This window comes from Streptomonospora salina (assembly GCF_014204715.1).
GTDB lineage: Bacteria > Actinomycetota > Actinomycetes > Streptosporangiales > Streptosporangiaceae > Streptomonospora > Streptomonospora salina.
Genome location: NZ_JACHLY010000001.1, coordinates 4,578,354 through 4,600,301 on the forward strand (window position 1 = coordinate 4,578,354; position 21,948 = coordinate 4,600,301).

The window sequence follows — 21,948 nt, forward strand, 5'->3', positions numbered from 1 at the left end:
CGGCCGCGGTATCGGGGCCGGACTCTGATAACAAGGGGCCATGGTGACCCCTGCGCCCTTCGGGGCGGAACACGCACCCCCGTCCTCCTCCGAGCCCACCGCGGCGGCAGCGGGCCCCGGCGACGAGGCCGCGCTGCGGCAGGCCGCCGAGGAGCGGCTGCGCGCATTGGCCGGCGAGTCCGCGCAGTTGCGTGAGGACCAGTGGAGCGCCGTGCGCGCTCTGGTGGCCGAGCGCCGCCGCGCCCTGGTCGTCCAGCGCACCGGGTGGGGCAAGTCGGCGGTGTACTTCGTCGCCACGGCACTGCTGCGCGCCGCCGGGGCGGGCCCCACGGTCATCGTCTCCCCGCTGCTGGCGCTCATGCGCAACCAGATCGCCGCCGCCGAACGGGCCGGCATCCGCGCCCGCACGATCAACAGCGCCAACCTGGACGACTGGGACGCGATCTACGCCGAGATCACCGCCGGACAGGTCGACGTTCTCCTGGTCAGTCCCGAACGGCTGAACAACCCCGACTTCCGCGACCGGGCCCTGCCCGAGCTCGCCGCGGGCGCCGGCCTGCTCGTCGTCGACGAGGCCCACTGCATTTCCGACTGGGGCCACGACTTCCGGCCCGACTACCGCCGCATCCGCACGCTGCTGCGCGGGCTCGGGTCCGACACCCCGGTGCTGGCCACCACCGCCACCGCCAACGGACGCGTCACCCGCGACGTCGCCGAGCAGCTGGAGACCGGCGACGGCGCCGCCACCCTGGTTCTGCGCGGCGGACTGGACCGGGCCAGCCTGCGCCTGTCGGTGGTCGAACTGGCCGACACTCCCGCGCGCTGGAGCTGGCTGGCCCGGCGCCTGGACGAGCTGCCCGGGTCCGGCATCGTCTACGCCCTCACCGTCGCCGCCGCCAACGACACCGCCGCCTTCCTGGCCGAACGCGGCTACGACGTGTGCGCCTACACCGGCCAGACCGATCCCGACGAGCGCCGCCGCGCCGAGGACGACCTGCTGGCCAACCGCACCAAGGCGCTGGTGGCCACCAGCGCACTGGGCATGGGGTTCGACAAGTCCGACCTGGGCTTCGTCGTGCACTTGGGGGCCCCGCAATCGCCGATCTCCTACTACCAGCAGGTCGGCCGGGCCGGGCGCGGGCTGGAGCGCGCCGAGGCCGTGCTCCTGCCCGGCCGGGAGGATCGCGAGATCTGGTCGTATTTCGCTTCGATGGCGTTTCCCGCGGAAGAGACCGTGCGCCACGCGCTGGACGTGCTGGCCGAAGCGGGCGAGCCGCTGTCCCTGCCGCGCCTGGAGACCCGGGTGGACCTCGGGCGCAGTCGGCTGGAGCAGATGCTGAAGGTGCTCGACGTCGACGGAGCGGTGCGGCGAGTGCGCGGCGGCTGGGTGGCCACCGGCGAGCCCTGGGCCTACGACACCGAGCGCTACGCCGCCGTCGCGGCGGCCCGCGAGCACGAGCAGCAGGCGATGCTCGACTACATCGCCACCGGCTCCTGCCGCATGGAGTTCCTGCGGAGCCAGCTCGACGATCCCGGGGCCGAGCCCTGCGGACGGTGCGACAACTGCGCCGGGGCGCCGCCGGCCGCATCGGTCGACGACGGCGACCGCGAGGCCGCCGCCCGCCACCTGGACCGCCCCGGTGTCGCGGTGGCGCCCCGCAAGCAGTGGCCCTCGGGTATGGCCGCACTGGGGATCGACCTCTCCGGCAAGATCGATCCCGACGATCGGGCGGAACAGGGCCGTGCGCTGGCCCGGCTCACCGATATCGGCTGGGGCGCCGAGCTGCGGCGGCTGCTCAACCCCGAGTCCCCCGACGAGCCGGTGGGCGAGCGCGCGTTCCAGGGGCTCGTCGGCGTCCTCGCCGACTGGTCCTGGAACCGCCGCCCGGCGGGTGTGGTCGCCCTGCCTTCGCGCACCCGGCCCCGCCTGATCGCCGACCTGGCCCGGCGCCTGTGCGAGACGGGCCGGCTGGAGCCGGTGGGTGCCCTCGCCTACACCGACCCCGAGGACGGGCCGGGACCGCGCCGCCACAACAGCGCCCAGCGCTTGGCCCAGGTCCACCGCGCACTCGCGGTTCCGCCCCCGGTCGCCGCGGGGGTGGAAGCACTGGGCGGCCCGGTGCTGCTGGTCGACGATCAGACCGATACCGGCTGGACCGTTGCGGTGGCCGCCCGGCTGCTGAAGCGGGCCGGCGCACAGGAGGTCCTGCCGCTGGTTCTGGCGGCGAAGAGCTGACCGGCTCCGGAGCCCGATGCGCGCGGTGTGCCGGGCACGCCGCCTTCGGCGCGGGGCTCAGTCGCCCAGGTCGGGGCGGGCTCCCGGCTGGTGCAGCGCCCGGGCGGCGAGGTTCTGGGAGCGGTTCAGGGCGTCTTTGGGGTGCTTGCCGCCCAGCCAGGGCGGCAGGAACCCCGCGATGAACGCGTCGCCGGCGCCGATCGATCCGGGGGAGGGCTCGACGGGCTCGGCCGGCACCCTCTCGGGGGCGTCACCGTTCTTGGAAGCCCAGAGCGCGCCCTCGTCGCCCAGCTTGAGCACCACGTCGGGGAACCAGGCCGTGAGCACCTTGGCGGCGGCCTCGGGGTCCTCCCTGCCGGTCAGGACCTTGGCCTGGCGCGTGTTGGCGAACAGCAGCCGCGCGCCGTCGGTCCAGTCCAGGAAGTTCTCCGCACCCGCGCGCTCCAGCGGAGCGTGCGAGCCGCCGTCCACCGAGATCGACATTCCGGACTCGCGGGCCATGCGCAGGGCCATGCGGCCGGCGCGGCGGGAGTCGGGGTTGATCAGGGTGAAGCCGGAGACGTGCAGGTGGCCGTCCGGGCCGAACACGTCGCGGGGAAGGTCCTCGGGCTGCAAGCGGGCGTTGGCGCCGGGGTCGCTGAGCATCGTGCGGTCGCCCTTGTGGGTGATCATGACGACGCAGGTACCGGTCGGGCGTTCGGGGTCCATGACCAGGCGGGAGTCGATCCCGTAGCCCATGAGCTCCATTTCGCGGGTGCGACCGGTGATGTCGGATCCGCGGCGGCCCACGAAGATGGTGTCGGCCCCCTCCATGGCCAGCCACGCGGCCACGTTGGCACCCGAGCCCCCGCCGTAGGTCTGTACGGACGACGGGGTGTCGCTCCCGCGCGCGAGAGGGTAGAACGCCCGTGCGACGCTGTCGGTCATGAGATCGCCGATCACGACCACTCGTGCCATTGCCTTGCCCACCACCTTGCGGCCCCGATATGGGGGACTATGCGCGACCATGCCCGAAGAGCCTGTGTGCTGATAGACGTTAACAGGTTAGAGGGAGACGTCGGGTAACGAAGTGGCAGAGCTGCGTGATATCGGGCTTGGTGCCCGAAACCGCGCTCGCGCGCCCCGCCCGCGATGCGGAAACGGCGCGGGCGGCGTGATGTGTGCCACGCCCGCCGACGATTCGAATAGGCTCAAACCGTGCAGTCATACCCGAACCACTGGGAAGCCGACGTCGTCCTCACCGACGGCGGTACCGCCCACCTGCGCCCCATCACCACCGACGACGGCGAGCTCCTGCGCGCGTTCCACGAGCGCCTCTCGCCCGAGACCGTCTACTACCGCTTCTTCGCGCCCTACCCCAAGCTCTCCACGCGCGACGTGGAACGCTTCACCAACGTCGACTACGAGAACCGGGTGGCGCTCATCGCCACCATCTCCGACGTCATGGTGGCGGTGGTGCGCTACGACAAAGTCGGCCCCGACGAGGCCGAGGTCGCCTTCGTCGTCGAAGACTCCCACCAGGGCCGCGGGCTGGCGTCGGTACTGCTGGAGCACATCGCCGCCGCTGCCATGGAGCGCGGGCTGAGCCGGTTCATCGCCGACGTGCTGCCGGAGAACCGGCGGATGATCAACGTCTTCCGCGAGGCCGGCTACACCGCTCAGCAGTCCTTCGACGAAGGCGTCATCCGCCTCACCCTGGACCTCGAACCCACGCTCGACGCCGAAGAGGTCATGCGCGCCCGCGAGCAGCGCGCGGAGTCGCGCTCGATCGCACGCCTGCTCTTCCCCGACTCGGTCGCGGTGATCGGCGCCAGCCGCACCTCCCACACCATCGGCCAGTCGGCGCTGCGCAACCTGCTGGCCGGCGACTTCCAGGGCCCGGTCTATCCCGTGCACCCCACCGCCAAGGCCGTGGCGGGCGTGCGCGCCTACGCCAGCATCCTCGACGTTCCCGACGACGTCGACCTGGCGGTGGTGGCCGTGCGCGCCGACATGGTCGTCGACGTCGTCGAGGAGTGCGCGCAGAAGGGCGTCCACGGGCTGGTGGTCGTCAGCTCCGGCTTCGGCGAGACCGGGACCCAAGGGCGCGAACGCCAGGACGAGCTCGTCCGTACGGCGCGCGCCGCCGGCATGCGGGTGATCGGCCCCAACTGCCTGGGCATCGCCAACACCGACCCCGCGATCTCGCTCAACGCCACCCTGGCCCCCTACGTTCCCCCGCGCGGACCCATCGGCTTCTTCTCCCAGTCGGGAGCGCTGGGCCGGGCCATCCTGCAGCGCGTGGCCGAGCGCGGCATGGGGCTGTCGACGTTCGTCTCGGCCGGCAACCGCGCCGACGTCTCGGGCAACGACCTCGTGCAGTACTGGCAGGAGGATTCGGCCACCAAGGTCGTGCTGCAGTACCTGGAGTCGTTGGGCAACCCCCGCAAGTTCACCCGCCTGGCCCGCCGCCTGGCCAAGGAGAAGCCGGTGGTGGCGGTGCGCAGCGGCGGCTCCGCGGGCGTGCCCACCGGCCACGCGGCCGGCGCGCTCTCGCTCCCCGACTACGCGGTGACCTCCCTGTTCGAGCAGGCCGGGGTCGTGCGCGTGGACGACATCACCCAGATGTTCGACGTCGCGCAGCTCTTCGCCTACCAGCCGCTGCCGGCCGGACCGCGGATGGGCATCGTGGGCAACTCCGACTCGCTGGGCCTGCTCGCCAAGGACGCCTCCGTGCGCCAGGGCCTCAAACCCCGCGATCCCCGGGCGCTGGGACCGACCGCCACCGCCGAGGATTTCGACCGGGCGCTGGCCGAACTGCTCGCCGACGACTCCGTCGACTCCGTGGTCGTGGTGTTCATCCCCGCCCTGACCCCCATCTCCGACGACGTCGCCGAAGTCATGCGCGCCCGGGCCGCCACCGCGGACAAGCCCATCGTCACGACCTACCTCGGCTACCAGGGGCTGCCTTCCGAACTGCGCCGGATCGGCGACAACGGCGAGACCGCCGCCGGATCGATCCCCTCCTATCCCGCCCCCGAAGACGCGGTGCGGGCCCTGGCCCAGGCCACCCGCTACGCGCTCTGGCGCGAGCGCGAAAGCGGCCGCCACCCGGAGCTCGCCGACATCGACGGCGCGCGGGCGCGGTCCGTCATCGACGAGGCCCGGGACCGGGGCGCCCAGGACGAGGACGCGGGCAAGCCCGTCTGGTTCACCAGCGAACCCGTGCTCGACGACGAGTCGGCCGCCGACCGCGAGACCGCCTACGCGCTGCTGTCCTGCTACGGAGTCGACGCCGTGCCCTTCATCCCGGTCTCCGGCGCCGACGAGGCGGTGCAGGCGGCCGAGCGGCTGGGGTATCCGGTGGTGGTCAAGGCCAACGCCCTCGACCTGCGGCTGCGGGCCGGCGGCACCGGCATCCGCGCCGACCTGCACACGGCCACCGACGTGCGCGGCGCTTTCGTCGCGATGGAGGAGCGGCTGGGGCCCGACGCGAAGCTCGTGGTGCAGTCCATGGTCGTTCCGGGGGTGCCGACGGTCATCCGGGCGGGCGAGAATCCCTCGTTCGGCTCGGTGGTGGGGTTCGGACTGGCGGATGTGACGGCGGAACTGCTCGACGACCGCGCCTTCCGGCTCGCCCCCCTCACCGACACCGACGCCTCCGACCTGGTGCACGCCGTCCGCGCGGCCCCGCTGCTGTTCGGCCTGCCCGCCGGGGCGACCAGCCTGGCCGAGCAACCCAACATCGAGGCCCTGGAGGAGACCCTGGTGCGGGTGTCGCGGCTCGTGGACGCCTTCCCCGAGGTCGCCCATATCGAGCTCGACCCGGTGATCGTCAACTCCTCGGGCGCCCACGTGCTCGGATCGCGGGTGTGGCTGCGGGAATCGCCCGACCGCCGCATGGACTCCGGGCCGCGGCGCCTGCGCAACGTGACCTTCTAGCCCGCCGGGGCCGGCCCGACCCGCCTGTTCGGCCCGGTCGGGTCCGGCTCGGCGGCTATCGGGTATCGGGCGGCGCGGTCCGCCGCTCCGCGGCGCGCGTCCGCCGCCCCGCCGGGGCGGCCGACACGCGCGTCCCGATCCGCCCACCGTGTGCGGCCGCGATAGCGGCGGCCACGCGGGGCGGACGCTCAGGCCGGGTCGGGCTGAGGCTCGGGATCCGGCGGCAGCGGTCCGGGGCCCGGCTCGGGGCCGGGGTCGGGCGGTAGCGGCCCCGGGTCCGGGTCCGGCAACGGTGGACCGCCGGGATCCGGGGGCGCCGGTACTGGAGGCACGGTTGCGTACATGCCCCGGGTGCTACCCGCCGGCGCCGCGTGTTCCACGTCCGCGCGGGATCGTTCGGATCCGGCGTCGGGATCGGGCGCCGGCATGTGCGATCGGTCGCCAGAAGAAGGCAGGATGGAAGCATGAGGAAAACGCGTGCCGTGTCCACCGACTGGCGCTTGGAGATCGAGCGCAGCGGCTACTATCCGGCCCTGGTGATCGACGCCGTCGCCACAGCCCTCGGCGAGGAGGAGGCCGAGGCTTTCGTCGTCCACCACGAGGCCACCTTCGACCCTGCTCTGGAGATGCGGCGGCACATCACCGTCCTGCTTCTGACTCCCACGCGGCTGCTCGTGTGCCACACCGACGAGCACCCGCCCGCCGAATCGGGGGGCCGCCCGCACGCATCCACCACCACCGACGCCATCCGGCTCGGCAACATCCAGTCGGTGGCGCTGACCCGCGTCGTCTCCGACCCCGCCAACTACGTGCCCGGGACCGCGCCCAGCGAGGCCGTCCTCAGCATCGCCGTGGGGGTGAGCCCCGGCGCGATCGCCAACATCGACCTTGAGCCCGCCTCGTGCAACGACGACTCCTGCGAACTCGACCACGGCTACACCGGCGCCGTCACCGCGGAGCCGCTGACCGTGCGGGTCAGCCAGACCGCTGACGGCACCGACTCCGTGTCCAACCTGATCCACTTCACCGACGTGCTGTGCGAGGCCACCGGAACCTGAGCCGCCGGGCAGGAGCGGCGGCGGACGCCGGGGCGGCCGACGGCGCCCCACGCGGCGCGGGCGCGCCGGGGAACCGGGGGAGGGCGGCGGTCCGGCCCTCGGCAGACGCTCGACGCCAACGCAGACACACGGAAGGAACCCGCTCGTGCCCGCCGACACCGACGACCTCACCGCCCCCCGCTACGGCGCCTCGCTGGCTTCGCTGACCACCTCGGTCCTGGCGTCCCTGGGCGTCGCCGGAGAGGCCGACGCGCTGGGACTGCCGCCGGTGCGGCGCGCCTGCGTGCTGCTCGTCGACGGCATGGGTTGGGAAGCGCTGCGTGCCAACCGCAGGCATGCGCCGTTCCTGGCCGGGCTGCTGGAGACCGGATCGCCCATCTCCGCCGGCTGCCCCACCACCACCGCGACCAGTCTGACGACCGTGGGCACCGGCCGTCCGCCCGGCCGGCACGGCGTCGTGGGCTACCAGGTCGCCGTACCCGGTACCGAGCGCGTGCTGAACCAGCTGCGGTGGGGCGCCCCCGACATCGTGCCGGAGAACTGGCAGCCGCACACCACCGCCTACGAGCGTGCCGAGCGCGCCGGTGTCCGCACCGCCTACATCGCCGCCGGCGCCTACCGCGGCAGCGGACTGAGCCGCGCCAGCGCGCGCGGCGGCCGCTACGTCGGAGCCGACAGCATCACCGACCTCGCCGTACGCGCCGGCGAGGCGCTGGAAGGCGACGACCGCGTGTACGCCTTCGTCTACCACTCCGACCTCGACTCCCTCGGCCACGTCCACGGCGTCGACTCGCCCCACTGGCGGACGCATCTGGGCTACGTCGACCGCCTCGCCGAGCGGATCGCCGACTCCCTGCCGCCCGACGCCGCCCTGTACATCACCGCCGATCACGGCATGGTCGACACCGCGCCCGGCACCCGTATCGACATCGAGTCCGAGCCCGCCTTCAACGCGGGCGTGCGCCTGCGTGCGGGCGAGCCGCGCGCCCGCCACATCTACACCCGCGACGGCGCCGCCGCCGACGTCGCCGCTGCCTGGCGCGAGCTCCTGGACGACCGCGCGCTGGTCCTCACTCGCGCCGAAGCGTCGGACCGGGGTCTGTTCGGCGACGTCGAGGACGCCGTGCGGCCCCGCATCGGCGACGTCCTCGTCCTGGCACGCGCCAACACCGTCCTGGTCGCCCCCGAGGCCGAACGCACCGTCAGCGGACTGATCGGCCACCACGGCTCGCTCACCGCCGACGAGCTGCGGGTGCCTCTGTTGCGGGTCGGCACCGTGGCCTAAGGTGTCCCCGTGAACTCCCCGGACCCCGCTCCCGACTTCGAACTGCTCGACCAGGACGGCACCGCCCGCACCCTCGCCGGGCTACTGGCCGAGGGCGGCCCCGTCGTCCTGTTCTTCTACCCGGCCGCCATGACACCGGGCTGCACCGCCGAGAGCTGCCGCTTCCGCGACCTCGCCGCCGAGTTCGCCGACGTGGGCGCCCAGCGTGTGGGGATCAGCGCCGACGCGGTCGACACCCAGCGCGCCTTCGCCGACAAGAACGGATTCGACTACCCGCTCCTGGCCGACCCCGACGGCGCCGTCGCCCGCAGCTACGGCGTCCGCCGCGGCGGTCCGCTGGGTTCGCTGGCGCCGACTCGCCGCGCCACGTTCGTGATCGACACCGACCGGCGGATCCGGCACACGGTCGCCAGTGAGCTGCGCATGCAGGCCCACGCCGACGGTGCCCTGCGCGCCCTGCGGGAACTGCGCGCAGCCGGAGAGCGGGACGGGCGCGGCGAGTGAGCCGCGCGGCGCACCTGCCGGTGCGGGCCCGCCGGGCCCGCTCGGGCCCGACCCCGGCGCGCGTCGGGCGACCACACGGCACAACGGAAGGGGCCGCCGGGACATGGCCGAGCACGACGAGTCGGTGACGGGCGCGGCGCGGGCGACCGGCCCGCTGGTGCGCAGCGCCACCGAGCGCGGCGTAACCGAGATCACGCTGGACTCACCGGCCAACCGCAACGCGCTGTCGGCGCGGCTGCGCGCCGAGCTGGCCGCCGAGCTCGCCGCCGCGATGGACGACGGCGCCGTACGGGCGGTGGTGCTCACCGGCGCGGGACCGGCCTTCTGCGCCGGCGCCGACCTCGCGGAGGTCGCGGCCGAGCGCGCCGGACAGCCGCCGCCGGTCCCCGCTCCCGGCATGCCCGAACTGTTCTCCGCGATCATGGATGCGCCCAAACCCGTGGTCGCCAAGCTCAACGGCCCGGCCCGCGCCGGCGGTATCGGCCTGGTGGCGGCCGCCGACATCGCCGTGGCTCCCGACGACGCCACGTTCGCCTTCACCGAGGTGCGCATCGGCGTCGTCCCGGCGATCATCTCGGTGCCGGTCGCCGCCCGGATGCACGACCGACAGCTCGCGCGCTACTTCCTGACCGGGGAGCAGTTCAGTGCCGCGGCGGCGGCCGAGGCCGGACTGGTGACGACCGCCGTGGCGCGCGACGAGCTGGATCCGCAGACCGAAGCGGTCCTGGACGGCTTCCGCGCAGCCGCCCCCCGGGCGCTGAGCGCGACCAAGGACCTGCTCGGGCGCGCCGCGGCGGTGCCGCCGCAGGAGCGCGCCGCGGAGATCGCCCGCATGGGCGAGCTGTCCGCAAAGCATTTCGCAAGCGAGGACGCTGCCGAAGGCCGTGCCGCGTTCCGGGAGAAGAGATCCCCGAGTTGGGTGCTGTAATGGACGACGTGACTTACTCAGGAGATACGCGGGTCGGCGGACCCGCCGACGTACGTGAACTGTCCGAGCTCACCATCAGCAAGCTGGCCGTCGGGCCGATGGACAACAACGTCTACCTGCTGCGGTGCCGCCGCACCGGCGAGGCCGTGCTGATCGACGCGGCCGCCGAGGCCGACCGGATCCTGGAGCTCATCGGGCAGGACGGTCTGGCCCGTACCGTCACCACCCACCGCCACCCCGACCACTGGGGTGCGCTGGCCGAAGTGGTCGGGACCACGGGAGCGCGCACCGTCGCGCATCCGGACGACGCCGACGAGCTTCCGGTGTCGGTCGACGAGCCCGTCGAGGACGGTTCCCGCGTGCCCGTGGGGGAGTGCGAACTCCAGGTGATCCACCTGCGCGGCCACACACCCGGGTCGATCGCGCTGCGCTACGACGAGCCCGGCGGCCGCACGCACCTGTTCACCGGCGACAGCCTCTTCCCCGGCGGCGTCGGAAAGACGGGCTCGGCGGCGGAGTTCCGGTCCCTGATCACCGATGTGGAGGAGCGCGTGTTCGGCGTCCTCGGCGACGACACCTGGGTCTACCCCGGCCACGGGAAGGACACCGCGCTCGGCACGGAGCGCCCCAACCTCGGGGAGTGGCACGCCCGCGGCTGGTGAGCGCCCGGCGGCGTCAAGGAAGGTCCGACTCCTCGGCGTCCGCGGGTTCGTCCTCCCGGCGGACGGCGCTCTCCTCGGCGCTGTAAGCCTCGTGGTCGGCCCCCGGGTCGCGGGCGATCAAGGTGTCCTCGTGGTGCTCGCGGACACCCTCGTCCGTCGCGACGACGCGGACCCCGCCGGGCTCCTGCTCGGGGGCCGGCGGCGGGAACTCGTCGGCGGTGCGGGCGGTGCTGCCCACGGCGCCGGGGACGTCGGGCCGGTCACGCGCGAGCGCCTCGTCCAAGGGCTCTCCGGACTCCTCGAACGGTCTACCCGACTCCTTCTCGGTGCCGGCCGCCCCGGACTCACCCGTGCCCTCGGGCACGCGGCCCGGCAGCGACTGGTCCTCGGTGCTGTCCTCCTGCGCCGGCAGCCCCGCTTCCTCCCAGTCGGCGGCGGTGTCGTTGACCGGGTCCTCCGGGTTCCGGCCCTCCGGGCGGTTCTCACTCATGTCCGCCCGCTATCCCGGTCCCGGGGCGCGTAACCGCCCGCCGACCCGGGCCCCGGCAGTGGCCGACGGCCGGCTCGGCGGAGCACGCGCGCCCGCGCCGCTTTCAGAGCGGTTTTCAGAACCGGTTTCAGAACGGCGAGGTGCGGTCGGGCAGGGGGCGCCGGCCGACGAAACCGAGGTCGGTGCGGTGGTACCAGCCGAGTTCGGATTCGCCCTCAAGCCAGCACAACCGCACCGATACCCCGTCGAGCAGAGCGGGGAAGTCGATGAGCAGCGGCGCGATGCCCTTGACCTCGATTCCGGTGTCGGCGAACCAGCTCTGCAGCTCCATCAGCCGGGCCTCGGCGGCCTTCAGTTCGGCACGCCCGCCCAGCGCCGAATCACCGCCGCGCAGATCGGCGGCGAGTTCGGCGAGGTCGGCGCGCAGGGTGACCAGTTCGTCCGCCGTGCGGTGGACGTCGGGCATGAGTTCGCGGGCCTCGGCGAGGGTGAAAACGTGCGGTTCGCTGCTGCGGCCCTCGGCGAACGGGTCGGCGGGAGGCGGTGCGGCGTCGTCGTCCATACCCGAACGCTAGACCATTCCCGGGTTCCGGCGCCGGGGCGGGCGCGGCCGCGCCCGCCCCGGCCGCTTCATCCGGTGCCGTAGCAGACGAAGCCGGCCCCGGCGAGGTGGTCGGCGACGGCGCGGGCGGGCGCGGTCCCTGCGCGCAGCGCCCGGTGGAACCCCAGCATGGCGGATCCGACGGTCCGGTCGCTGACCGGAAGCACGCCGGCGACCACGACCCGGCCGCCCATCGCGAGCAGCGACGCGGCCATTCCCAGGGGAGCCCCCGACGACGCCGGCATCGCGCCGCCCACCCAGCACGACGACAGCACGGTCACCCGCGGTGCGCGGGAGAGGCGTTCGATGTCGTAGGCGAACAGCGGCCCGTCCTCCATCCGCACCGCCGCGAGCATCGGAGTCTGCGCCGACGCCGAACCGTGCGCGGCCAGGTGGGCGACGCCTGCGCCCGCCGCCGCCCGCAGCACCTGCTCGACGCGGGCCTCTGCGCCGCGCAGTACCGCGGCGCCCGGGTACACCGACGCGAGCGCCCCCACCTCGCCGGCGGCGCCCTGGGGAGCGCCACCGGCGGCCAGCACCACCCGCCCGGGCCCGGTCGGCGGGTCCGCGTCGGCGCCGCCGCCTGCCAGCCAGGCCCGGCCCGAGGGCGCCACGCTGACCTCGCGGCCGCGCAGACTCGGCAGCAGGCCCCACGGCAGCGCCTGTACCGGGGGAGACGGGGCGATCACCAGGGGCCGGTCGCCGACCGTTTCGGAGACCGGACCGATCAGCAGGCGATCGACGCGGCGGGCCGCCGCCGCGACGCCGTCGGGAGCAGACGTCTCTTCGTCTCCCGACAGCACCCGCGTGCGGGCGGCGTAGGACAGTTTCGCCACGGCGTCCTCGACGGCGGGCGCGGACGGAAGCGGGTGCAGGCGCGTGCGGCCGTCGACGACGGTGATCGCGGTGTCCGTGCCGTGCACGCGGACATAGCGGACGAAGGCGCGGCCGGCCAGGTTCCGGGACAGCGCCGCGGCCGCCGGCGGTTCGTGCCGGGACGGTGCGCCGCCGCTCTCGGCGGTCATGCAGTCGGCGTGCCACTGGGCCGTGCTCAGGGTTTCGGCGAGCGCGGGGAGTTCGCGCCGGGCGGCGGCGTCTCCGCGGTGCGCGCGGGCGTGCAGGGCGCGGCACCGGTCCAGCAGGTCCAGCCACGGGCCGTTGCGGCACGGACCCGCGGGCAGCGCCGGTGCTGAGGCGAACTCGGTCCAGTCCAGCGCCGCCGGCGCATCGCCCGCGCGCAGTGCGGCGCGTGCGCCCGCCGCGGCGACCTCGCGCCGGTGGGCGCGGGCGTGGACGATCAGTTCCAGGTGGCGGGCCGGCCGGTGCCCGCCGGGCGGGTCCACCAGCCGGCCGCGGGGGGACCGGTGGTCGCCGGCGGCGATGACGCGCAGCGCCGCGGCTTCGGGGCCCGACGGAAGCATCGCCGACACCGGCCCCAGCGGAGCGCTGTGGACGCAGTGCGCCAGGGCCGTGGCGGCTTCGGCGGTGTCGGCGCAGCCGGAGCCGGCGCCTGCGGGCGGCGGGCAGCGGTGCGTGTCGTCGCGGCGCGGGTTCGGCGGCGCCGCGCCCGGCCCGGGGCCGGCGCCCCCGTTCGCCGGTCCCCGGCGGGTCGAAGGCCGGGTGAACCGCGGCGGGGCCGAGCGCTGCGCGGGCACGGCGCTGTGGCGGGCGGACCATTCGATCAGGCGGGCGAGTTCGGCCCAGAGGGAGTCGTCGCTGAAGCCGCGTCGCAGCCGGCGGGCGAGGCCGCGTGCGGCGCGGGTGTCCCCGCGCGCCAGCAGGACTTTGGCCTGCAGCAGTCCCGCCGTCGCCGCCTCCGTGGTCGCCCGGCCGCCGCCGTACCGCCCCGAGGCGGCGCCCAGTTCGCCCAGTCCGCCCAGCATCCGCGCGGCCTCGCGGTGCATACCCGCCGCCAGGAGCGCGTCGGCGTGGTCCATGCGCACCAGCGGCAGCCGCTGCGCCGGGACGAGGCGCTCGGCCTCGCCGAAGCAGGCGACCGCGCGGGCCGGGTCGCCGGTGCGCACCGCGAGGCAGCCGAGGTTCTGCAGCGCGACTCCGCGCAGCGCGGTCTGCCCGCTGTCGGAGGCGCGGCTGAGCGCGCCTTCGAGGTCGGCGGCGGATTCGGCGAGGCTGCCCGCGTACATCAGCGCCAGGCCGCGGTTGCTCAGCACTCCCGGCAGCAGGCTGCGGTCCGTGTCGCCGTCGAGGGCGTCCAGTGCCGCGTCGAACCCGGCGACGGCCGTGTCGAAGCGGCCGTGCTGGGCCGCCGCCAGGCCGTGGTGGGTCAGCAGCATCGCGCGCGCCGAGGCGGTGTCGGCGCTCAGGCGGGCGAGGGTGCGCGCCGCGTATCCGCCGCTTCCGCGCAGGGCGAGCAGGCCCAGCCGGGAGGCGCGGGCCTGGGCCGCGTGCTCGGGGTCGCCCGCCCGCGCCGCGACGGCCGCCGATTGGCGCAGCAGGCGTTCGGCGCCGGCGGGGTCGCCCAGTTCGCGGCGGGCCGCGCCCAGGGTCCGCAGGGCGATCGACCGGGTGGTGGGGGTGCAGTCGTCGCCGAGGACCTGTTCGGCCCGGCGCCGGGCCAGATCGGGGTCGCGCGCGACCAGAGTGATGGGATCGAGGGTGCCGTCGGTCCGCCCAGGGGTCATGGGGCAGTGCCTTTCGCCGCCGGTGCGAGGGGGTCAGTGGAGCGGGGCTGAGCGCACGGCCGGCGCCCGCCGTTTCCGCATACGCAACGTGACCGACGGTACCGACCCGGTTGCGTATCCGTGTAGGGCGAAGGCCCGCCCTGTCCGGATCCCCCCGGTACGTGCCCCGGCAGTGTCCGCATCAACCGGGCATACCGCCCCCTGGCGGCCTGCCCGCAACAGCGGCCGGGGACCGCCCCAATCCCGCGTGCCCGGACCGCGGCCCCGGTGCCGGACACGTTCGGGAATCCGGCCGGGCACGGTGGGCGGACGGGGTGCCGGCGCGTCGGTCGCCTCCCCGGATGCCGGGGACGCGGACGGAGCTGCGGGCCTCGCCGGAGACCGCGGGGCGGGCGTCGCTGGGACGCGGGGCCCGTGACGGACGGGCCGGGCACCGGAAGCCGTTCAGAGGGTGAGCCAGGGGGTGGCGACCGGGCGCTCGGCGGCGGAGCCGTGGAGGACGAGGCTGATCGGGCCGGTGGGTATGGCGGCGGCGACGAATGAGCCGCCGTCGTCGACGGCGGACCAGGCGCTGCCCCGGGCCGTGCGTATCTCGACCTGCGTCGGGCCCGCCGGGTCGATGCGCCCGACCAGGGTGCGCAGGTCGTCGTCGGCGGTGACTTCCACGCCCACGGAGGTGTCGGCGGTATCGAAACGCAGGTAGCGCGGCGCGTCGGCGAGGGCGCCGGAGTCGCGGACGCCGGCGGCCGGAGTGTCGGCGGAGTCGGTGCGCAGCTCGGTCATCACCGCGTCGTCGCGGCGTGCGGCGTAGGCGGCTCGGGCCGCCGCGCGGACCGCGCCGCTGACGGGACCGCCGGGGCCGTGCTCGGCGTGCAGTTCGGCGACGAGGCGGTCGAGGTCGGGCTCGCCGGCGTCCTCGCCCTGCGAAAGCGGGGGCGCCCCCTCGGGCGCCGGGTCGCTGCCGGTCATGAGGGTGCCTTCCTGGGTCATCGCCTGCCCGGGCCCGCCGGTCGGGCCCGGTCCCGTTCCCGGCCGTCGCCCGGGTCAGTGCGGGCGCTCCCCTCCTCCGCGCCGCCGTCGCCGCGGGGAGCGCCGGCCCCGTAGCCCTGCTCGGTGAGCAGGCGCTGCAGCCGGCGGCGGACGCGGCGGCGCACGGCCGGGACCTCGGCCTGCCGCAGTCCCGCGAACTCGGCGACGTCGGGGGCGGGCGAGCGCGGGGCGTGCAGCTCCAGGACGGCCACCGTCCGATCGGGTTCCGCCAGCGCGGCGATCGCGCGGCGCACCAGCGAGTCGCGTTCGGCCGCCACGGTGATCTCCTCGGGGCTGCGGCGGTCGACCGCGTGGAGCCACTCGGGTTCGGCGGGCGGGGCGCGCCGGGCCAGTCGGCGGATTCTGCCGCACTCGCGCTGGGTGGCGGTCGCCAGCCACGGGCCGACGCGGTCCGGCGTCCGGAGCCGGGAGAGGTGCTCGGCCAGATTGGACCATACGGTCTGCTCGGCGTCCTGCGCGTCGTGCGGCGACAGGCCGTAGCTGCGTACGACGGCGTGCACCCGCACGGCGAACCTGTCGATCAGCGCCTCCCACGCCGTCTCGTCGTCGCTCAGGGCCCGTTTCACCAGCTCGCCCGTCGAGGCCTCGGCGTAGGACTGGTCAGCCACTCGCACCCCCCAGTAGACTCGCACCTCCCGCCTCGCGCGCAGGGCAACAATAGCCGCTCGTCTGAGGGGAAGCGGGGGGAACGCCGGATCCGGCCGTGGCGGACCTGGTGCCGATGGGGCCGATGGGGCACAATGGGCGCAGGAAAATCCAGGGACGGACAGCTCCTCTTCGGGTACGAGGGCGTCGGGGAAGCGCACTCGTTCGTATCAGGAGGTTCGGTGTCCGCACGTGGCGTCTTGTACGTCCACTCCGCGCCTGCGGCGCTGTGCCCACACGTCGAGTGGGCGGTCGCGGGTGTGGTTGGCGTGCCTGTGAAACTCGAATGGAGCTCCCAGCCGGCGGCTCCCGGAACTCATCGCGCCGAACTGAACTGGCAGGGGGCCCCGGGCACCTCCGGTGCCCTCGCTTCGGCACTCAACGGTTGGCAGAAGCTGCGCTACGAAGTCACCGAGGAAGCCACTCCCGGTTGCGACGGCGTCCGCTACAGCTACACCCCCACTCTGGGGATCTTCACCGCCGTCACCAGCGCCGCGGGCGAGGTGACGGTGTCGGAGTCGCGGCTGCGCAACGCCGTCGAACGCGCCCAAGCCCATGAGGGCGTCGACCTCGGGGCCGAACTCGACCGGCTCACCGGGCGGATCTGGGACGAGGAGCTCGAACCCTTCCGCTATGCGGGCGACGGCGCACCGGTGCGCTGGCTGCACGCCGCGGGCTGACGGGAGCCGGGAGCGCCCTCCCGGCGGAGGAGGCCCGGGAACCGCCGGGAGTGCGCACGGCGGGAGCCGCGAAGCACGGTGCCCGGTGGAGGCCGTCGTCAGTCTCCGTCGTGATTGCGGTCGCTCGGCGGCCCGGCGATGGCCCCGGCCAGGGTGAACAGGAACATGAACCCGATGGGGATCATCGGCCAGAACAGCACCGGCTCGGCGGCGATGATGCTGGTCACGCCCCAGATTCCGATCAGTACCACGGACACGGAGGCCAGACCGCGCCAGGGCTCCAGGCGCTCCCGCCATTCCGGGCTGACACGCTTGCCGCGGCCGCCGGCCTCCTCCGCCGGCTCGGGGACCGCCGGCGGCTCCGGCAAGTCGCGGGTCAGCGGCGACAGCTCACCGACGGTCGTGGCCCCGATGGCCCTGTTCAAGCGGTCCTGGTACTCGTCGAATCCGAGCCGGCCTTCCCGCAGGGCGACGGCCAGACGCTCGGCGCACGCGTCGCGGTCGGCGTCTCCGGCCCGCATCTGCTCCGGAGGCAACTCCCGGTCATCCATACTCGTCGATCCCTCCAGCCGGAGCGGTGACGCTCATGTGCGCGACCCGGAACTCTCGTCGGGCCAGATGGCTGCGGCGACCAGGATCGCGGCCCAGATCCCCAGCGGCACCAGCGGCCAGTACGGCAGCAGATCACCGTGCATGGCGCTGGTGACGCCCCAGACACCGGTCATGATGACGGCGCCGCCGAGCCACCATCGCCATTCGTCTACCCAGTCCTTCCACGGAGATACCAGGGCGGAGCGGGCGGAGCCGGAGGCCGCGGGTTCGGAGTCCTCGTGTTCGGCCGGAGGCGGAGGCTCCGGCAAGTCCGCGTACAGCGCCCGCAGCTGCCCCACGACCACGGCGCCCATCGCCTCGTCCAGGCGGCGTTCGTATTCGGCGAGGTCGAGACGGCCTTCCGAGAGCGCGGTGGCGAGGCGCTCGGCGCAGGCGTCGCGGTCGGCATCCGAAGCGCGCATCCGGCGTTCCGAGACGCGTTCGTCGTCCAACGCCCACCCCCTGCCGCACGAATGATGGGAATTTCACGATACGCGGCGCGCGGTCAGGAGGAAAGCGGTCGAATGCGGCGCCGCCGACAGCCGCCGGGCGCCTGCCGCCGGCGGGGCGCCGGTCGTCAGCGCCGGCAGCCGCCGCTCGTGGCGATCACCATCGCCCAGATGCCGAGCGGAATCACCGGCCAGAATCCCTGCACGGCGCCCGACGCGATGCTGGAGACCAACCACACGGCCGTCATCACGGCTGCGCCGCCCATCCAGGCGTGCCACGTGCCGGTACGCTCCCGCAGCGACGGCGGCGCGTTCTCCTCGCCGGTACGGGCGAGATCGACGGGGTCGGCACCGGACGGTACGGGATCGGGGGACGCGGGATCGGGGATGTCGGTGGTCAGCGGCGCGAGCTCGCCCAGCGTGCGGGCGCCCATCGCCGAGTCCAGCCGGGACTGGTGCTCGGCCAGGTCCAGGCGCCCGTCCGAGAGGGCGTCGGAAAGCCGGCGCGCGACGGCGTCGCGGTCGGCGTCCGAGGCGCGGAGCTCATCGCGCGGTGTGAGATCGGGGCTCAACTGTCACGCCTCCTCGTGCCGGTTCTCTTGACAGGTTAGACGCGCGGACCGGCGTGTGGGATCCCCCGCCGGTGCGGATTCTCGCTACGACCGAAGTAGTACTCACGCGGCGGCGCCGCCGCCTGGAACCGCGGGCGCACCGCCCCGCCCGCGGTTCCAGGCGGCGACGGCGCCGCAGGCCGCCGCGTCGGCGGCGCCGATCACGCCGATCCCCTCGAAGGGGCCGGTGAAGCCGAACCGGCTGCCGTCCAGACGCAGCAGCCCGCCCCCCGCTTCCTCCAGCACGAGTCCCGGCGCCGCCACATCCCAGTCGCGTACCGCGACGTCCTTGACGAACAGGTGCGCGGAGCCGTCGGCGATGCGGCACAGCTTCAGCGCGATACTGCCCGATTCCAGGTAGCCGCTGCAGCCGAAGTGCGTGTAGGCGGCCCGGGCGATGCCGCGCGGCTCGGGGGTGTTGTCGGTGAGGACCCCCGCGCCGGCCCCCGGTCCCGGATCGCGATCGGCGATCCGCAGGCCGGCGCCGTCGGCCGCCGCCCCTTGGCCGCGCACGGCCGTGTAGCAGCGGTCGGACTCGGGGGCGTAGACCGCCGCGACCACGGGCCGGCGGTGCTCGATCAGCGCCGCCTGGGTGACGTAGCCGGGGAAGCCGTGCACGTAGCTGGCCGTGCCGTCGAGCGGGTCGATCAGCCAGTAGCGGCCGGGCCGCCCGCCGCCGAGCCCCGCGGGATCCTCCTCGCTGAGCACGGGTGCTCCCGGATCGACCCGGGCCAGCCGCGCACACAGCTCCTCGTGGGCCATGGCGTCGGCGCGCGCTTTGAACTGGTCGCCTTCCCACGCGCCGGAGACGGCCGCGGAGCCGGCGCGCCAGCCGCGCAGCAGCGCCCCGACGTCGCGGACCGCCCGCTCGGCCCCGGCCGCCAGCGCGTCGGCCCCGCTCGGACCGGCGCTCACGGCCCCACCCCCAGGGCCGGCTCCGCCGGCGAGGCCGCGGCCGGGTCGAGGCCCGCCCCGGCGAAGTCCGCTTCGTCGACGAACTCGTCGGCCCACCGGCGTACCAGGACCACTCCCTCGCGCCAGTCGTCGGCCAGCTGCGGCCCGCCGGCGGTGGCCTGGCGCAGCAGGCCGCCGACTTCGTCGACCCCGGCGGCCCGGGTCAGCGCGGCCGTGGAGGAGAAGCGCGGGTTGATCTCGAAGATGCGCGGTTCGCCCGCGGCGTCCAGGGCCAGCTGTACGTTGAACGGCCCGTCCGCGCGCAGCTCCCGCTGCACGGCGCGGCACACGTCGGCGATGCGCTCGTGGCGGCGCGTCACCGCGTACTTGGTGACACCGCGCTTGAGCACGACCTGCTTGGGCACGACCGCCTGTACCCCGCCGTCGCGCCAGGCCACCACCGAAACGGTGAACTCGGTACCGGTGACCGCCTCCTGGGCGATGAGGGCGTCGGCGGGCCCCTCGGTCCCGGCCAGCAGCGCCCCCAGCCGGTCGGCCGAGCCCAGCCGCACCACGCCGCGGCTCCCGCGCCCCGAGCGGGGCTTGACGACGAGGGGGTCCGCCGGCGGGCCGGTCCATTCGGCCGCCTTCCGGGTACGCGGAACCGGCAGCCCCGCGTCGGCCAGGCGCCGCATCAGCGCGTACTTGTCCAGGCAGGTCGCCACGAACTCCGGGTGGGGCAGCAGGACCGCGATGCCGTCCTCGGCCAGCCGCGCGACCGTGCCCAGCTCCTCGTCGACCAGCGGAACCAGGGCGGCTGCGCCCTCGCGCAGGCAGATGCCGCGGATCGCGGGAAGGTAGGCCCCGCTCGTTCCCGGCGGGACGAGGTGGCACCGGTCGGCCAGGTACAGGCCGGGTGCGGCGGGATCGACGTCGGTGGCCACCACGCGGTAGCCCTGTCGCTGGAGATTCCGGATGGTGTCGGGGGTCTGGGGTGCGCCTGCGGTGGTGACGACGACGGTGGTCGGGCCGGAACCTTCTACAGCGGACACCGATGGACCTTTCGGTAGGAGCCGGGCTGGGCGGACGGTCGGCTCGGGGCCGCGAGGGCGCGGTGCAGCGGGGCCGCCGCGCACCGTCCCCGGCGGGGCGGCGCCCCCGGTCCGGATCATCCGTCCATCGAGCTTAGACCGCCCGAGCCCGTCCGGCCCGCTGATGACCGCTTCCGGTTCCCGCGACAACCGGAAGCGGGGGGTGAAGCGTAGGGGAGGCGTGTCCGGCCGGGGCGCACACCCCGGGCCTGCACGGGCTTCGCGCGTGCGGCGGCCGCCCGGCGGGTGCCGCGTCAGCCGGCCGCCGCGGTCCGGCCCGGCGTGTCGATCAGGCCGTGCTCGGCCAGGAAGGACACCAGCCCGTCGTCCCCGGTGTAGTGGTGGGTCGTGAGTCCCAGGCGCTTGGCCGCGAGCACGTTCTCCTCGCGGTCGTCGACGAAGGCGGTGCGCCCGGCGGCGGTGCCCATCTCGCCCAGCACGTGCTCGTAGATCGCCGGGTCGGGTTTGCACACGCCCAGCTCGGCGCTGAAGTACAGCGCGTCGAATCCCGCCATCACCGGCGCTGTGCGCAGTGCGCCGGCGATGTCCGTCGGCGCGTTGGACAGCAGCGCCGTGCGCACTCCGCGCCGCCCCAGCGTCCCCAGTACGCGCGCGGTGCCCTCGCGGACGTGCAGCCACGAGCCGACGTCCAGCGCCCACAGCCCGTGGAGCGTGGCGGTGTCCCACTCGGCGCCCGCGCGTGCGGCGACCCGGGTCCAGTACTCCGCCGCGGTGATCCCGCCGTCGTAGGCGCGGCGCTCCTGCCAGTAGGCCGACCACAGGTCGTCGGCCGGCACTCCGGCCAGCCGCTCCATCCTCCTCCGGTCCTCCTGCGGCGGGTTCAGGGAGAGGACGTCGCCGTAGTCGAAGACGACCACGTCGATGCCGTCGGGGTCCATGCCCGTGTACACCTCGCTTATGTCGGGGATCGTGCCGTCGCACCGCCGTCGGATCCGCCCGGGCCCTGCGGGCGGTGCCCCGGGGGCGGCCCCAGCGACTCGCGGGGCGCCCCCGCGAGCCTGCGGGGCCGCGGCGGTCAGGCGATCTCGTAGACGGGTGCGACGATCGCGCGCCCGATCGAGTGGAAGAACAGGTTGAAGCCCAGGAACGCCGGCGACGCGGTCTCGTCGATGCCCAGCGACTCCACGTCCACCGCGTGCACGGCGAACATGTAGCGGTGCGGGCCGTGCCCCGCGGGAGGCGCCGCACCGATGTAGCGCCGCGCGCCGGCGTCGGTACGCAGTGTCAGGGCGCCTGCGGGCAGGCCCGATCCGGATTCGTCGCCGGCCCCGGAGGCCAGCTCGGTGGTGCCCGCGGGGATGTCGCACACCGCCCAGTGCCAGAAACCGCTGGCCGTGGGCGCGTCGGGATCGAAGCAGGTGACCGCGAAGCTGCGGGTGCCCTCGGGGAAACCGCTCCAGGACAGGTGCGGCGAAACGTCCCCGCCTCCGGCTCCCATGATGCCGCTGACCTGGGGCGTGGGCAGGGTCGCGCCGTCGGCGACGTCGTCGCTGGCCACGCTGAACGACGGAACGGAAGGCAGGAATTCGTAGGGAGAAGGCGGCTGTGCCACGTCGGACCTCCTGAGTGGTCGGGTGTCTCGGTCGGGG

At 74.6% G+C, this 21,948-nt stretch carries 21 protein-coding genes; 8 read left to right on the top strand and 13 right to left on the bottom strand.

Annotated elements, in window-relative coordinates; translation table 11 throughout:
* Positions 1-40 precede the first annotated feature (40 nt).
* A complete protein-coding gene (locus tag HNR25_RS20715; RefSeq protein ID WP_184637860.1) occupies positions 41-2,236 on the top strand; it encodes a RecQ family ATP-dependent DNA helicase in 2,196 nt (731 codons plus the stop codon).
* 57 nt (positions 2,237-2,293) lie between these two features.
* Here the strand turns inward: HNR25_RS20715 and HNR25_RS20720 are convergent, their stop codons facing one another.
* Complete coding sequence (locus HNR25_RS20720) at positions 2,294-3,184, bottom strand: carbohydrate kinase family protein (RefSeq protein WP_184639621.1); 891 nt, start codon at positions 3,182-3,184, stop codon at positions 2,294-2,296.
* Positions 3,185-3,433: 249 nt separating this feature from the next.
* On the opposite strand from HNR25_RS20720, the gene HNR25_RS20725 reads away from it, so the two are divergent.
* The 6 genes from HNR25_RS20725 to HNR25_RS20750 all read left to right on the top strand — a co-directional run bounded on the left by HNR25_RS20725 (position 3,434) and on the right by HNR25_RS20750 (position 10,594).
* Positions 3,434-6,157 carry a bifunctional acetate--CoA ligase family protein/GNAT family N-acetyltransferase gene (locus tag HNR25_RS20725; RefSeq protein ID WP_184637862.1) on the top strand — a complete coding sequence of 908 codons (2,724 nt, stop codon included), beginning with the start codon at positions 3,434-3,436 and terminating at the stop codon, positions 6,155-6,157.
* 464 nt (positions 6,158-6,621) lie between these two features.
* Positions 6,622-7,215, top strand: a complete 594-nt coding sequence (locus HNR25_RS20730) for a DUF5998 family protein (RefSeq protein WP_184637864.1) — start codon at positions 6,622-6,624, stop codon at positions 7,213-7,215.
* Positions 7,216-7,360: 145 nt separating this feature from the next.
* Positions 7,361-8,500, top strand: coding sequence for an alkaline phosphatase family protein (locus HNR25_RS20735; protein WP_184637866.1), 1,140 nt, complete (start codon positions 7,361-7,363; stop codon positions 8,498-8,500).
* A gap of 9 nt (positions 8,501-8,509) precedes the next feature.
* Complete coding sequence (locus tag HNR25_RS20740) at positions 8,510-9,004, top strand: peroxiredoxin (protein WP_184637868.1); 495 nt, start codon at positions 8,510-8,512, stop codon at positions 9,002-9,004.
* 103 nt (positions 9,005-9,107) lie between these two features.
* Positions 9,108-9,932 (top strand): enoyl-CoA hydratase-related protein, encoded by an 825-nt coding sequence (locus tag HNR25_RS20745; RefSeq protein WP_184637870.1) that lies wholly within the window; start codon positions 9,108-9,110, stop codon positions 9,930-9,932.
* 8 nt (positions 9,933-9,940) lie between these two features.
* Complete coding sequence (locus HNR25_RS20750; RefSeq protein ID WP_184637872.1) at positions 9,941-10,594, top strand: MBL fold metallo-hydrolase; 654 nt, start codon at positions 9,941-9,943, stop codon at positions 10,592-10,594.
* A 13-nt stretch (positions 10,595-10,607) separates the two neighbouring features.
* Here the strand turns inward: HNR25_RS20750 and HNR25_RS20755 are convergent, their stop codons facing one another.
* The 5 genes from HNR25_RS20755 to HNR25_RS20775 all read right to left on the bottom strand — a co-directional run bounded on the left by HNR25_RS20755 (position 10,608) and on the right by HNR25_RS20775 (position 15,985).
* A complete protein-coding gene (locus HNR25_RS20755) occupies positions 10,608-11,084 on the bottom strand; it encodes a DUF5709 domain-containing protein (RefSeq protein ID WP_184637874.1) in 477 nt (158 codons plus the stop codon).
* A gap of 127 nt (positions 11,085-11,211) precedes the next feature.
* Entirely contained in the window at positions 11,212-11,646 is a 435-nt protein-coding gene (locus tag HNR25_RS20760) for a DUF2203 domain-containing protein (protein WP_184637876.1), read from the bottom strand.
* Between the two features lie 68 nt (positions 11,647-11,714).
* Entirely contained in the window at positions 11,715-14,327 is a 2,613-nt protein-coding gene (locus tag HNR25_RS20765) for a CHAT domain-containing protein (RefSeq protein ID WP_184637878.1), read from the bottom strand.
* 444 nt (positions 14,328-14,771) lie between these two features.
* Positions 14,772-15,296, bottom strand: coding sequence for a hypothetical protein (locus HNR25_RS20770; RefSeq protein WP_184637880.1), 525 nt, complete (start codon positions 15,294-15,296; stop codon positions 14,772-14,774).
* 17 nt (positions 15,297-15,313) lie between these two features.
* Positions 15,314-15,985: an RNA polymerase sigma factor gene (locus HNR25_RS20775; protein ID WP_184637882.1), complete on the bottom strand. Its 672-nt coding sequence runs from the start codon at positions 15,983-15,985 to the stop codon at positions 15,314-15,316.
* Between the two features lie 219 nt (positions 15,986-16,204).
* On the opposite strand from HNR25_RS20775, the gene HNR25_RS20780 reads away from it, so the two are divergent.
* A complete protein-coding gene (locus HNR25_RS20780; protein ID WP_312862659.1) occupies positions 16,205-16,702 on the top strand; it encodes a DUF3145 domain-containing protein in 498 nt (165 codons plus the stop codon).
* 98 nt (positions 16,703-16,800) lie between these two features.
* Here HNR25_RS20780 and HNR25_RS20785 read toward each other — a convergent pair whose 3' ends face one another.
* From HNR25_RS20785 to HNR25_RS20815, 7 genes are all read right to left on the bottom strand, one after another.
* The gene (locus HNR25_RS20785) at positions 16,801-17,253 is read right to left on the bottom strand and encodes a DUF1707 SHOCT-like domain-containing protein (RefSeq protein ID WP_184637886.1); all 453 of its coding nucleotides are present in this window, start codon (positions 17,251-17,253) and stop codon (positions 16,801-16,803) included.
* 33 nt (positions 17,254-17,286) lie between these two features.
* Positions 17,287-17,715 carry a DUF1707 SHOCT-like domain-containing protein gene (locus tag HNR25_RS20790; RefSeq protein WP_184639623.1) on the bottom strand — a complete coding sequence of 143 codons (429 nt, stop codon included), beginning with the start codon at positions 17,713-17,715 and terminating at the stop codon, positions 17,287-17,289.
* Between the two features lie 155 nt (positions 17,716-17,870).
* Positions 17,871-18,314, bottom strand: coding sequence for a DUF1707 SHOCT-like domain-containing protein (locus tag HNR25_RS20795; protein ID WP_184637889.1), 444 nt, complete (start codon positions 18,312-18,314; stop codon positions 17,871-17,873).
* Between the two features lie 102 nt (positions 18,315-18,416).
* The gene (locus HNR25_RS20800) at positions 18,417-19,268 is read right to left on the bottom strand and encodes an inositol monophosphatase family protein (protein ID WP_184637891.1); all 852 of its coding nucleotides are present in this window, start codon (positions 19,266-19,268) and stop codon (positions 18,417-18,419) included.
* Entirely contained in the window at positions 19,265-20,299 is a 1,035-nt protein-coding gene (locus HNR25_RS20805) for an ATP-grasp domain-containing protein (RefSeq protein WP_312862660.1), read from the bottom strand. The genes HNR25_RS20800 and HNR25_RS20805 overlap by 4 nt, the downstream gene beginning before the upstream one ends.
* 293 nt (positions 20,300-20,592) lie before the next feature.
* Complete coding sequence (locus tag HNR25_RS20810) at positions 20,593-21,237, bottom strand: HAD family hydrolase (RefSeq protein ID WP_184637896.1); 645 nt, start codon at positions 21,235-21,237, stop codon at positions 20,593-20,595.
* A 137-nt stretch (positions 21,238-21,374) separates the two neighbouring features.
* Complete coding sequence (locus HNR25_RS20815) at positions 21,375-21,911, bottom strand: YbhB/YbcL family Raf kinase inhibitor-like protein (RefSeq protein ID WP_184637898.1); 537 nt, start codon at positions 21,909-21,911, stop codon at positions 21,375-21,377.
* Positions 21,912-21,948: the final 37 nt, after the last annotated feature.

Bases quoted from the DNA above. Each gene is read 5' to 3' on its own strand.
- HNR25_RS20790 (WP_184639623.1), bottom strand. From the start codon at position 17,715: ATGCGCGCTTCGGATGCCGACCGCGACGCCTGCGCCGAGCGCCTCGCC.
- HNR25_RS20715 (WP_184637860.1), top strand. From the start codon at position 41: ATGGTGACCCCTGCGCCCTTCGGGGCGGAACACGCACCCCCGTCCTCC.
- HNR25_RS20755 (WP_184637874.1), bottom strand. From the start codon at position 11,084: ATGAGTGAGAACCGCCCGGAGGGCCGGAACCCGGAGGACCCGGTCAAC.
- HNR25_RS20810 (WP_184637896.1), bottom strand. From the start codon at position 21,237: ATGGACCCCGACGGCATCGACGTGGTCGTCTTCGACTACGGCGACGTC.
- HNR25_RS20785 (WP_184637886.1), bottom strand. From the start codon at position 17,253: ATGGATGACCGGGAGTTGCCTCCGGAGCAGATGCGGGCCGGAGACGCC.
- HNR25_RS20765 (WP_184637878.1), bottom strand. From the start codon at position 14,327: ATGACCCCTGGGCGGACCGACGGCACCCTCGATCCCATCACTCTGGTC.
- HNR25_RS20760 (WP_184637876.1), bottom strand. From the start codon at position 11,646: ATGGACGACGACGCCGCACCGCCTCCCGCCGACCCGTTCGCCGAGGGC.
- HNR25_RS20745 (WP_184637870.1), top strand. From the start codon at position 9,108: ATGGCCGAGCACGACGAGTCGGTGACGGGCGCGGCGCGGGCGACCGGC.
- HNR25_RS20730 (WP_184637864.1), top strand. From the start codon at position 6,622: ATGAGGAAAACGCGTGCCGTGTCCACCGACTGGCGCTTGGAGATCGAG.
- HNR25_RS20770 (WP_184637880.1), bottom strand. From the start codon at position 15,296: ATGACCGGCAGCGACCCGGCGCCCGAGGGGGCGCCCCCGCTTTCGCAG.